This window comes from Polyangium sp. 6x1 (assembly GCF_029946515.1).
Classification (GTDB): Bacteria; Myxococcota_A; Polyangia; order Polyangiales; family Polyangiaceae; genus Polyangium.
In genome coordinates this window covers 171,303-183,129 of the sequence record NZ_JARZHH010000001.1, presented here as the reverse complement: position 1 = coordinate 183,129, position 11,827 = coordinate 171,303, and the positions used below count along the sequence as shown (strand labels likewise).

The 11,827-nt window shown below is 68.7% G+C and carries 10 protein-coding genes; 6 read left to right on the top strand and 4 right to left on the bottom strand.

Going from position 1 to position 11,827, the window contains the following annotated elements; translation table 11 throughout:
- Window positions 1-8 precede the first annotated feature (8 nt).
- The 5 genes from QHF85_RS00665 to QHF85_RS00645 all read left to right on the top strand — a co-directional run bounded on the left by QHF85_RS00665 (window position 9) and on the right by QHF85_RS00645 (window position 5,170).
- Window positions 9-1,355, top strand: coding sequence for a DUF2403 domain-containing lipoprotein (locus QHF85_RS00665; RefSeq protein WP_281325033.1), 1,347 nt, complete (start codon window positions 9-11; stop codon window positions 1,353-1,355).
- A gap of 97 nt (window positions 1,356-1,452) precedes the next feature.
- Entirely contained in the window at window positions 1,453-2,040 is a 588-nt protein-coding gene (locus QHF85_RS00660) for an RNA polymerase sigma factor (RefSeq protein WP_281325032.1), read from the top strand.
- Entirely contained in the window at window positions 2,037-3,170 is a 1,134-nt protein-coding gene (locus QHF85_RS00655) for a FecR domain-containing protein (protein WP_281325031.1), read from the top strand. Before QHF85_RS00660 ends, QHF85_RS00655 begins: the two co-directional genes overlap by 4 nt.
- Entirely contained in the window at window positions 3,167-4,222 is a 1,056-nt protein-coding gene (locus QHF85_RS00650) for a hypothetical protein (RefSeq protein ID WP_281325030.1), read from the top strand. Before QHF85_RS00655 ends, QHF85_RS00650 begins: the two co-directional genes overlap by 4 nt.
- Before the next feature lie 36 nt (window positions 4,223-4,258).
- Window positions 4,259-5,170, top strand: a complete 912-nt coding sequence (locus QHF85_RS00645) for a glycoside hydrolase family protein (protein ID WP_281325029.1) — start codon at window positions 4,259-4,261, stop codon at window positions 5,168-5,170.
- Between the two features lie 52 nt (window positions 5,171-5,222).
- On the opposite strand, the gene QHF85_RS00640 is transcribed toward QHF85_RS00645, so the two are convergent.
- From QHF85_RS00640 to QHF85_RS00630, 3 genes are all read right to left on the bottom strand, one after another.
- The gene (locus tag QHF85_RS00640; protein ID WP_281325028.1) at window positions 5,223-6,683 is read right to left on the bottom strand and encodes a rhomboid family intramembrane serine protease; all 1,461 of its coding nucleotides are present in this window, start codon (window positions 6,681-6,683) and stop codon (window positions 5,223-5,225) included.
- A 194-nt stretch (window positions 6,684-6,877) separates the two neighbouring features.
- On the bottom strand, window positions 6,878-7,447 hold the full coding sequence (locus QHF85_RS00635; protein WP_281325027.1) for a hypothetical protein: 570 nt from the start codon (window positions 7,445-7,447) through the stop codon (window positions 6,878-6,880).
- Window positions 7,444-8,928, bottom strand: coding sequence for a hypothetical protein (locus QHF85_RS00630; protein WP_281325026.1), 1,485 nt, complete (start codon window positions 8,926-8,928; stop codon window positions 7,444-7,446). The genes QHF85_RS00635 and QHF85_RS00630 overlap by 4 nt, the downstream gene beginning before the upstream one ends.
- A gap of 148 nt (window positions 8,929-9,076) precedes the next feature.
- Here QHF85_RS00630 and QHF85_RS00625 point away from each other — a divergent pair, with 148 nt between their 5' ends.
- Complete coding sequence (locus QHF85_RS00625) at window positions 9,077-9,439, top strand: DUF1622 domain-containing protein (protein ID WP_281325025.1); 363 nt, start codon at window positions 9,077-9,079, stop codon at window positions 9,437-9,439.
- Window positions 9,440-9,506: 67 nt separating this feature from the next.
- Here the strand turns inward: QHF85_RS00625 and QHF85_RS00620 are convergent, their stop codons facing one another.
- Entirely contained in the window at window positions 9,507-11,576 is a 2,070-nt protein-coding gene (locus QHF85_RS00620) for a serine/threonine-protein kinase (RefSeq protein ID WP_281325024.1), read from the bottom strand.
- Window positions 11,577-11,827: the final 251 nt, after the last annotated feature.

Below are 11,827 nucleotides of genomic sequence, written 5' to 3'. Positions count from 1 at the left end.
GTTTTCCCATGAGGTTCTCTTTGCGTCGAGTCCTCGGGCTGGCTCTCCTCGTCGTCGCGGGCGTGATCACGGTCGGGGCGTGTGGCTCGAGCGAGGGCGGCGGCGGCGGCTCCGGCCAGGCGGGAGGCGGCCCGCCGGTCGGCGATCCGGACACCGGGAACTGGCTCGATCTCGGCAACACGCACGCGCCGCCGCACGAGCCGGCGGTCCCGACGAACACGGGCGTCGTCACCCGCGGCGGGACGTTGACGTTCACCAACATCGGGGCGGAGGGCTATTGGGGGCGTCGCATCGAAGCCGAACCCGGCGACCCCCGCTGCGACGTGCAATCGGAGACCCTCGATTTCGGCTGGGGCAGCGAGTTCTGCTGCCGGACCAAACACGAGGTCACGTCGAACCTCCTGACCCCGTTCAACGAGCAGCTCACGATGGTGCTCGACGGGCCGCTCCGCGTGAAGCAGTTTGCCGTCTATCAGCCGCTCGGCGATCGAGGAGGCCCGTGGGCGATCCGTTCGTTCTGGGACCGGCGGACGCCGGACACGCCGTACAATTTCCACTTCTCCGGGCCGAACGACGCGTCGATCTTCGACGGAGACCTGGGCAATAGCTGCACGTTTTTTGCGATGCAGCAGCGCAAGTTCCCGTGTGGGCCCGGCAGCGATCCGTACTGTCCGGGGTCGGCTCTCGATTACGATGGATGGCCCGGCTCGAAGCTCGTCGTCCTCTTGGCGTCGATGCCCTACGCCGACGATCCTTCGCTGAAGCCGCTCAGCTGCATCGCGGCGGACCAGGACGAGCGAGAGCAAGATTCGCCCTGGATCGGTATCTCCCCCTCCGAGCTGAATCGCGACGGCTGGTCCGGATACCACCCGTGCCATTGCTTCAACAACACGAATAGCGGCCAGCTCGGCGACGGGTGCGGCCAGATCAACGTGTTCGAGGTCATCGCCGAGGCGTCCGGGCCTCAGTGGGGCAACCGCGACGTCATCAGCACGGGCATTCGCTCGTACCAGGTCGGCTCGCTCGGTGGCGTGACGTGCGGCATTCAGTCATGCGGGATCGAACAGTTCCCTGCCGACGCCGATCTCCTGGACGTGAACAGCCTGACCGCGATGAATGCAGGCGCGGTCATCGACGCGGATCACCCCGCGACGAAGGAAGGCCCGGCGTGGCGGCGCGCCCAGGATGATCGCTACTACCTGTTCCTGCTCGACGAGCTCTCGCGCACGGTGCAGGTGGCCGTGATTCATCCGGGCAAGATCCCCGAAGCCGCGCAGGCGATCGTCCCCGCGCTCCCCAACACGGTTCTGCGAACCGCGATCGACGGATTCGCGAGCCTCCGCCTCCCCCAGTAAGAGATGTAACCCCCCACGCACGGCCAGTGAGCGCGGAAAAATCGCGCGCCGGGTGAGCCGTTTCATGCGGTCGATCTACTTTGCTCGTGGACCCACCATGGCCGAGCCCGTCATGAGACTGGACCCGCGGCGGAGCGACGCGGCGCTCGTCACGGCCGCGCTCGAAGGGGACGAGCCGGCGAAAGAGGCGCTGTTTCGCCGGTACGTGGGGATGGTGAGCGGGCTCTCGTTCCGGCTGCTCGGGCGCGACGAGGAGCTCGAGGACATCGTGCAGGAGAGCTTCGCCCAGGCCTTCGGCGCGCTCCACAAGCTCGAGCGGCCCCAGGCGTTTGCGGCGTGGCTCTCGTCGATCGTGACCCGCGTCACGATCGCGACCATCCGGCGCCGGCGACTTCTCTCGCGCCTGGGGCTCCTGCGCGGCGAGCCAGTGCATCTCGAGACGCTCATCGCGTCGACGGCGCCGCCGGACGTTGCCGCCGAGCTCACGGCGGTCTACGGCCTCATCGCCAAGCTGCCCGTGAGGGAACGCGTCGTGTTGATCCTGCGCCGGGTCGAGGAGCTTTCGCTGGAGGAGATCGTCACGCAGACCGGGTGGTCGCTCGCCACCGTCAAGCGCGCGCTGGTCCGCGCGGAGGGCCTGCTCGATGTTTCGCGTTCGCGCGGGGAGGAGGGGGAGGGGCGATGAGATCGGTGTCGCGTCGCCGCATCGCGGACTTCGTGAGCCCGGCGCTGAGTGAGGCGCGCGTCGCGCGGATGTGGTCGGCCATCGCGGACGCCGAGCGAGCGCGGCTCCGAGGATCGGAGAGCCCGCGTTCGGCGGTGCGCGGCGTGATGCGCTGGCGGGCCGCCCCGATCCTGGCCGCTGCGCTCGTGGCCGCGGCGCTCGTGGCCGCGGTGTTCTTCGGTGTGCGGCTCCGAGCGCCGTCGAGCCCCACGATGGCGGGGCTCGTGATCGACACGGGGGCGGCGGTCCAGGAGGTGTCGCTGCCCGACGGGAGCATCTTGAGCCTGGCCGCGGCGACGCGCCTGCGCGTGCTCTCCGCGACGGCCCACGAGGTCCGCCTGCGCCTCGAGCGCGGCAGCGTGATCTGCGACGTCGTGCACCGCGAGGAGCGCCGCTTCGTCGTCGCCGCGGGAGACGTCGAGGTGGAGGATCGAGGCACGCGTTTCGCGGTCGACGTGCGCCCGGAAGCGGATCGAGAGGTGGTCGAGGTGCGCGTCGAGCGCGGCGCGGTCGAGGTGCGCGACGCGGCGCAATCGGTCCTCGCGACGCTCAAGCCGGGGCAGGACTGGAAGAGCGGCGGCCCGGAGCCGCTCACGATGGAGCCGCCGCTCGCTCCGCTGGGCAGCGGCGAGCCGGCGGCGCCGAGCACGTCGGCCTTGGCGCCGAGCGCGCCGGTGAGCGCGCCTTTGCCTTCGGTGTCCGCTCGATCGCCGCGCGCGCTCTCGCCCGAGGCGCTGTTCGATCGCGCGACCGCCGCGCGGCTCGCCGGGCGCCACGCGGACGCGGCCGCCGACTTCGAGCGGTTCTACCGGCGCTTCCCCGACGATCCGCGCGCCGGGCTCGCCGCGTACGAGCTCGGGCGAATCCGCCTCGGATCGCTGCGCGATCCCGAGGGCGCGGCCGCGGCGTTCGAGGCCGTCCTCGAGCGCCCGAGTGATCCGTTTCGCGAGGACGCGGAGGCGGCCCGCGTCGAGGCGTTGGCGAACCTCGGCGACCGGGAGGCCTGCGCGCGCGCGAGCGACGCGTTCCGTGCGCGCTACCCGCGGAGCCCACATGTCGGGCGCGTGGCGAGGCTCTGCGGAGGCCCATGAGGACAGGGCTTCGTCAACGTATCGCCGGCGCTCTGCTGCTCGCGTTCGGCGCGCTCTCGGCCCGCGCCGAGGCCGCGCCCCCGCAGGCTGGGGGCGGTCGACCGGTGGTCGAGCTTTTGCTGGAGGTCGAGCCTCCGGATCGCATCATCGGCACGGCCCTGGAGCGGCATCTCCGCGCCGAGCTCGGCGCGCGCGACATCGACGTCGTCGTCGTACCGAGCGCGGCGCCGGCTGCCCCGGCGTCCGGTCCGCGCCCCATCGCTCGGGTCACCCTTCACATCGAGCACCAGGAGAGCGGCGCTTTCCTCGCGACCATCCGGGTCGGCGATCTGATCATGGACAAGCGCGTCGAGCGCACCATCGATCTGGGACGAATCCCCGCGAACGGCCGGCCTCTCGCCGTCGCGGCGTCGACCGACGAGCTGCTCCGCGCGAGCTGGATGGAGCTGACGATCCCCGATGCGCCGGCGCCGGTCCTCACGCCGCCGCCGCCCGTCCTGCGCGCGATCGCGGCCCCGGCGCCGCCCATGCGCGCGCGGCCGCCGCTCGTCGAGATCGGCGTCGTCGGGACCGCGGTCGACTTCTTCGGCCACCGCGTGGGGTTCGGAGGCGCGACGTGGGTCGGCGCCTGGTGTCTGTCGCGCCTCCTCGTGCAGCTTCGTTTCGCGGCCGATTTCGGCCTCCCGCGCGCGTCCTTGCACGGCTCGGCGCGCGCGGACACCCTCGGCCCGGGCTTCGGGCTGGCCTTCGCGTTCCTGCCTCCCGACGCGCGGTTCGGCGTGCGGCTCGAGGCGAACGCGGACGCGGCGCGCGTCCACCTCATCGGATCGGCCTCGGGCTCCGCGACGGCGAGCGACGGAGCGCGCTGGACCGGTCTCGCCGGCGCGACCGTCCGCGGCTGGGCGCGGACCGGCCCGATCGCCTGGACCCTCGGCGTCGGCGCGGTCGCCGCGCTGCACACGGTCGCGGCGACCGACGACGGCGCTGCGGTGACCGCGATCCAGGGCGTCGGGGGCAAGATCGACGCGGGGATCTCCTTCACCCTTCGCTGACGAGCCGTTTCCGGCGCTCGATCCACTTCTCCCTCGATGCAACACCCTCCGCGTCTCCTCGCTTGCGTATCCATCGGCCTCGCAGCAGCCCTCACCGCCTGCGGCTCGAGCAGCGTCGAGGTGCTGCACACGGGCACGGGGGGCTCTGGCGCGGAGGACGCCGCTTCGTCGTCGGGCGCTGGCGGCGCTGCCCCGACCGCGTGCAAGCGCGGCATCGCGTACGGCTACCACTCCCCGGCCGACCTCACCGCGCTCTCGAAGGGGATTGGCTGGTGGTACAACTGGGCGGCGAAACCGGACAATGCCGAGGTTGCCGCCGCCTACGCCGGGCTCGGCGTGGAGTACGTGCCCATGGCGTGGGGGGAAGCATCCCTCTCGGGGCTTTCTGCGGAGGTCCCGCCTGACGCGCGTCATCTCCTCGGCTTCAACGAGCCCAATTTCGGCTCGCAGGCGAACCTCACGCCGACGCAGGCGGCCGCGCTCTGGCCTCAGATCGAGGACTTCGCGAAGCAGCACGACCTCGCGATCGTGTCGCCCGCCGTCAACTTCTGCGGGGGCACTTGCAACGTGGCGGACCCGTTCGAGTGGCTCGACCAGTTCTTCGCCGCGTGCCCGGCCTGCAAAGTCGACGCGATCGCCATGCACTGGTACGCGTGCGACGGGAGCGCGCTCACCTGGTACCTCCAGCAATTCGAGAGCAAGTACACGCAAAAGCTCTGGCTGACGGAGTTCTCGTGCCTCGACGGGAGCGACACCTCCGAGCCCGTGCAGCAAGCGTACATGAAGGCCGCGCTCGCGATCCTCGAGGCCGATCCCAGGGTCGAACGTTATGCCTGGTTCACCGGGCGAAGCGACTTCACGCCCAGCATCGATCTGCTGGGCGAAAGCGGCGAGCTCACCCCGCTCGGCCAGACGTACGTGGATTACCCTGCGAGCTGCAAGCCCTGATCGAGGGAGCCGTTTCGATTCTTCGCCAAGTTCGAAGAAGAGAGCGCGCGGCTCACGAAGGAACGCGCCCGGACCTTGCGGGCTCCAGTTTGTCGAGCGCCTCGAGCTCGACGAGGGCCGCGTCGTCGAGCTCCTTCGTCGAGAAAGGCGACTCGCGCGCCGCGGTGAAGAGCGAGCGCGCCTCCTCGATCGCCCCGAGGCGCGCGGCGATTTTTGCGTGCGCGATCGTCGCCTTCACGGCCAAGAGGGTCTCTGCGTTTTTCCGGTGCACCGCCTCGTACGCGTCCGTCGCGTCGCGCGGAAAACCCGCGCCATCGAGCGTCTGTCCCATCTGCATGAGCGTCGCGGCTGGCAGCTCGTGGAGCCGCTTCTCGGTGCGCACCTCGCGGAAGAGCGTGATCGCCCCATCGGTCTGGCCCGCGCGGACGTAGAGCTGCATGAGCCGAGCGTAGGCCGCCATCTCGCGTGCTCTCTGGCCGAGCATTTTCGTCGCCCGCAGGATCTCGAATTGCACGTCGATACTCGAAGGCATCTCTGCGTGGAGCTCGTCGAGGCGCGCGAGCGCCTCGGCGGCGCGACCTTGCGTGATGAGGTCCGAGGCCTCGACGATGCGTGGATCCTGCACCGTCGTCACGCTCTGTTCGACGGCGTCGTCGAGCTTCTTCTCGACGCCGCTCAACCGGAGGGCCCCTGCGACGACGACGCCGAACACGAAGCCTCCCACGTGCGCCGCGTAGGCGACGCCGTCGCGCGGCGCGAGCATCAAGTAGGCGATCTGCGAGGCGAGCCAGAGCGGGAGCATGACGTACGCCGGCGCCGTGAAGAAGATGGGGCGCAGGCGGATGAAGGTGACGAAATGGATGCGCGTCCTTGCGAATGCGACGAGGAACGCGCCCAAGGCGCCGGCGATGGCGCCCGAAGCGCCGATGAGGGGGACGTTCGGCGAGCCTCCCAAGAATTTGTGCGCGAGCGCGGCGACGACGCCGGCCGCGACGTAAAACGGGCCGTAGACGGCGCGGCCCCATCGGTCCTCCAGGTTGCAGCCGCAGAGCCAGAGGAACCAGAGGTTGAACAAGAGGTGCAGCCAGCCGCCGTGGAGGAACTGGTGCGTCACGAGCCCGAGCACGTCCCCGCGCGCGGGCACGTAGCCGAAGCGGCGCGTGGGGAATGCGGTGATCGTCTTCTGCACGGAGAGGCCGATCCCATCGAGGTGCTGCTGCTGCTGCGCCAACGTTTCTTCGTCGTCCGGGGCCTTCTCGGGGCGTGGTCTTTCGCCAAACAGCGGGAGCTGCGTGTAGCCGACGATTTCGTCGAGCGGCGGGCGCGTCTTCAAATACGGGTGCGCTGCGTGGTAGGTGAGGGCTTGCGAGACGAGCGCGCTGAGCTCACGCGTCTGCGAGCGCTCCGTGGCGGCCACGACGGAGTGGATCACGAAGCAGAGCGCGAGGATGACGAGGGTGACGACGGGCCACCTCCGCGCCTCCATGTTTTCGTGGGTAATGGGGAGTATCATCGTTCAGGTCGTGTGCATCGTGATCGGAGGGGTGCCTGCAAGCACTCCGACGTCGGTCATGGTCGGGAGTCTATGCCAGCCCCACCGGTGGCGCCCGTTGTTTGAGTTCGGCGCGGATACCGTCGGATCGCCACGGCCCCTCCGGGGGCGGTGCTCGACGGGACTCTGGTTGCGAGGTTCGGCTGGGGGAGAGGTCAGAACGGCGCCTTGTACAGGATCCCCCACGGCACCATCTCCAGCGTCAGCTCCTGCAGGAGCAGGTGGTGCGTGTACTTTTCGTCGACGATCGCGAAGCACTCGTTTGCGAGCTCGTGCAGGCCGAGCGAGTAGCCGAGCTGCTCGGTTGCTCCGAACGCGCTCATCGCGCTCAGGCTCGACAGAAAGAGCTGATGCAGGTCCCGCCACGGCGCCTTCGCCCCGCCGGCCAGCCCGAACACGTCTGCCCAGCCTTGACGCACCTTCGCCGTCAACGCCCCGAGCGCCGGACGCAGGCGGGAAGGATCTCGTCCGATGATTCGATACAGCCCCTCGGCTCGATCCTCGTGCGCCTGCGCCTTCTCCGCGACCTCGCCCAGGTACGCGTGGAAATGGGGCTCCTCGATCTTTGCGCGCACGTCCTCGGCGAGCTCGCGGAAGGACGCCTGGATCATCAAAACGTTGTCGAGCCACTTTTCCGTGCTGTCGAGGTAGGCGTCCCAGCTCGCACCGTCGAGCTCGACCAGGATCGGCTCCTTGATGTTCGCAATCGATGCCTTGGGGGTCATGTGTTCCTTCCGGCCGCGTCCCAGGTGATCCGCCAGAGGACGCCGGTGTGGGCGTACGCGACGACCTTGTTCCGATCGACCACATTGATGCCGAAATCGAGCACGTAAAGGCTCTTGCCATCGGGGCTGAACTTGCAGTCGACCGGGCGCTCGATGCCGCCGCTGCCATGCGCGGAGGCCGGGCCCGGGTGCCGGTTGCGCAGGAAGAGCTCGTCGGTTTTCCCGGTCGAGACATCGATCTGCGCGACGGCGAACCCGTTCGAGAGCTGCTCGGGCCGCGGAGAGTTGAGCGGCGCATACGTGCCGAAGAAGCACAGGAACAGCTTGCCCCGCCGGCCTGGACCGAACGCGTCTGTGCGGCAGAAATCCAGTTTGCCGAGCCCCGTGTGCGGCTCGCCGAGCCACGTCGCAGGGCCGGACCATTTCGGCGGGTTTTCCAGCAGCGGCTGCGCCGGCGTGCCGCGCGTGGGCAGATGCGACTCGTGCCAGACCGGCAGGCCGTCGCCGGCGATGTCCGGAAAGCCGAACCATTCCGGCTCCGTCACGGACCCGTGCGGCGTGCGGGCATTCTTCACGCGCCAGACGCGATCCGGATCCTGTGCGATCGCGCGCTCGCCTTTCTCTTCGTAATCGTTGTCCGAGACGAAGAGGTTTCCCTCCTCGTCGAACGCCATCCCGAAGGGATTGCGGATGCCCCAGGCGATGAGCTCTGGATCTTTCCCGTCGAGCGTCGCGCGCCAGACGCCCGTCGAGCACCAGAGCTCGCCCTTGACGACCTCGCCCTTCTTTGCGGGGACGCCGAAGGGTTTGTACGGGCCCGTCTCGACCAGGAAGGGAAAGGGCTTCGTCGGGTCGCGCATCTGGACGTTGTTGCCGCTGAGCGTGATGTCGCGGCCAGGCACGTCCTTGGCGTGCGGGTGCTTGGCAATGTCCACCGTGAAGCCCGCGGGGCTCACCACACCGTTGAGGGACACCGACCCTTGCCCGAAATACATGAGCCCGTCGTGCGGGCCGATGAGCGGCCCGCCCGGCTCGTGCCAGCCGCCGTTGGGGATCTTGTCGAACAGGATCGTCGGCTTGCGGCTTTGGAGATCGTAAACCTCGATGCGCGTGTGATAGCCGCCCTTGCTCGATACGTAGAGCCGGCCCTTTCGGACCGCGAAGCCACGCGGGCCGGCGAAGTTCATGGTGGCGAAGTGCTCGAGCTTTCCCGATGGATCGAGCCTCAAAATGCGGGGCGGCATTGCGGGGCGCGTCGGCCAGGTGCATCCGCCTTCGCCGATGTAGAGCTCGCCATCCTCGCCGAACTCCATGCATGCTGGAAACGAGAGCCCCGCGACGAGCGCCTCGACGGTGTAGCCGGGCGGGACCACGACATCGGCCGGGTCGATCCGCGGACGAACGGTCGTGGGCAGGGTTTTGAGCGCCTCGGCGGGGACCTTCACTGCGCGCAGCGTCGTCACGATGCTCCTCGGTTGCATCGTAGGATGCGCGCGAGGGCCCTCGCGTTACGGCTGCATGTGCCCGCCCGGCACGTCCGGACGAGGCTGGAGCGCGGCCGCGTGACCGCCCCTTCTGTACAGAACGGCGACATCCCGGTACAGGCACGGTTTCTGCTGAATTCGCGTCATGGAGCTGGACGACGCCATCCGGTGGACGGGCACGATCATCGACGCATTCGGCGTCGCGGTCATCGCGCTCGGTGTCCTCGTCGCCACGGCTCGGATCGCCCGTCAGGTGCTTGGCCGGTGCGCGTCGGACGCAATCTACCGCGACTACAGGCAGACGGTCGGCCGCGCCATTCTGCTCGGCCTGGAGCTACTCGTCGCCGGTGATATCATCCGCACTGTCGCCGTCCGCCCGACATTCACAAGCGTCGGCGTGCTCGTGATCATCGTGCTCGTGCGGACGTTCTTGAGCTGGACGCTCGAGGTCGAGCTCTCCGGGCGCTTTCCGTGGCAGCGCGTGGAACGGACGGTGGAACAGGAGTAATCGGGCCGCTGCTCGTACATCTGCGGGAGGACGAGGAATGGCATGACAAGGAGGCGACCCGCGACCCTCATTTGAACTTCACCGCGGCCGTCTTCGTCTCCCCCGCCTTCACCGTGACGGTCACGGTCTGCTTCCCCTTTTCGGGATGGATGAAGGTCACCGTGTGTGTCCCCGCCGGCACCGACAGGCCGACCTTGGGCGTGCTGCCGAGCGGCCGCCCGTCCAGCACCGCCTTGGATACTGGGATCGAGTTGATGTTCAGCGTCCCCGTCCCCTGCGTTGCCTGGGCGTTCGCCGTGCCGGTCGCGGGCGTCGCGGTGGGCATGGGGCCCGGAGCGCGCGTGGGCTCTGGAGCCTCCGACACCGGGATCGTTCCCACCACCTCCTGTATCGACGGCTCGACGGGCGGCGTAGGTTTCGGAAGCTCCGGCGCGGACCCCTCCAATGGAATCAGAACAGGGCTTTCTTCGCCTCGCACCACGCTTGCGGAAACGACCTTTTCGGCTTTCCCGGGAACAACCACTTTGATGATACGGTTTCCCGGCTCGAGGTCACCGACGACACAGGGCGTCGTCCCGCACCGCTCCAGGCCGTCCACGTAAATGGCGGCCTTGCTGAGGTCGCTGCCGGTGACCTCGATCCGGAGCCCCCCAGCCTTGGGCGTGAGCACGAAGGCAACGACGCCAAGGGCCCCGAAGAGCGCCAGGGCGCCGAGCATGACGCCCACCTTTTTCGAAGCGCTCCGCGTGGCCGGCGGGTTTGTCGCTGAAAGCCCGTGGGTCGTGGCGGCGGATTGAGGGATTGACGTCAGGGAGGGCTGCGATGCAAATGCGCGCGGCGCCTGGGGCGAGAGCGCGAGGTGCTCGGGGCCAACGTGGACGGGGGTGGAGGGCTGCGGGGCACGGGCGTCGGCAGGCGGCGGAGGAGCCTCGATGGGCGGAGGCGGCGGCGCGCGAAGCTCGGAGGGGACAGTTTGCAGAGGCAAGGTCTGCAAAACAGCGGCGCGAGCATTCTGGGGATGCGGGAGGGGCGCCGTCTGCTCGGGCACGCCGTAGAGCCCCGGAGGAAGCACAGCCGTCTGCACGGGCGGCGGCGGCACGGAGCGCGGCCTGGGATGGAGGGGCATCGTCGCGAGCATTGGCTGTTTTTTCGCGAGCCCGAGCAACGCGTGCGGACGAATCTGCTGCGTCTCTCCGTCGTCGTACCCGCTATCGAGCAGCTCGGCGAGCTCCTGCACGGCCTCTACCACGCTCGGCCAGCGCTCGGCGGCGTCTTTCCGTAGGCACCTCCCCAGCCATTCGTCGAAGCCACGCGGCAAGAGGTGCGCTTTGGCGCCCGCACGAGCGACCGCGGACGGCGTCGGCTGAAGGGCCACGCCCATCATGATGTCGGTGAGGCTCCCGCGTCCCTCGCCCGTCCACAGATGCCCGGGCGGTACGCCAAGCAAAAGCTCGTACGCGATGACGCCGAGGGCCCAGACGTCGGTCTGCGGTGTAATGCCGTGCGCGATGGTGACCCCCATCTTCGCGGCCACGGGCCGCATTCCGGCGCCGAGCTGCTCCGGCGCGGCGTATGCAGGGGACCCGACCTGCGTGGCCGTCCCCTGGACGCCCTCCTCCAGGACCTTGGCGATGCCGAAATCGACGACTTTGAGCAGCGGCGTTTTCCCGCGGTCGTACGTGAGAAACAGATTGCCGGGCTTGAGATCCCTGTGAATGACGCCCGCAGCATGGGCTTGTCCGAGCGCATCGGCGAGATGGCCGAAGAGGATCCGCATGAGGCCCGGCGGCACGGGCCCCCGGTGCTTGACGTATTTATCGAGCGTGTCGCCTTCGAGCAGCTCCATGGCGAGGAATGGCACGCCGCGCTGCGGATCGATTCCGGCGTCGAATACGTTGACGATGTGCGGGTTTTCTCCGATGCGCGCGCCGACGCGCGCCTCCTGGAGGAAGAGGTCGCGGATCTCATCGCGGTCGACGAGCTGCGGGAGCACGAGCTTGAGCGCGTATGTTTTTCCGGTGACGAGGTGCGTCGCGCGATACACCGCGGCCATGTTGCCCTGCCCGAGCCACGACTCGACGCGGTATCGGCCTGCGACGACGTCGCCAGGGGCTGCGGGTGCTCCCGTGGATGCCATGAGGCGGGAGTGTACAGCGGGTGGTTTGGTTGGGGAAACAGGTAAGCGTACTACGTTGGTGTGATTGACATGCGTAAGCTTTGAGGGGGTGCTTGGTCGTGGAGGACGTGTGGGTGGGATGGTTACATGTTGACTTTCGGCGTGGTTGGTTGGTGGGGGATGTGAGATCCAGGGTCAGCGTGGAGTGGTTGCGTACTAAGTAGCGGAAGTTGTTTGGATTTGTTCTGATGCGCACGATGGTGCTTACGGGC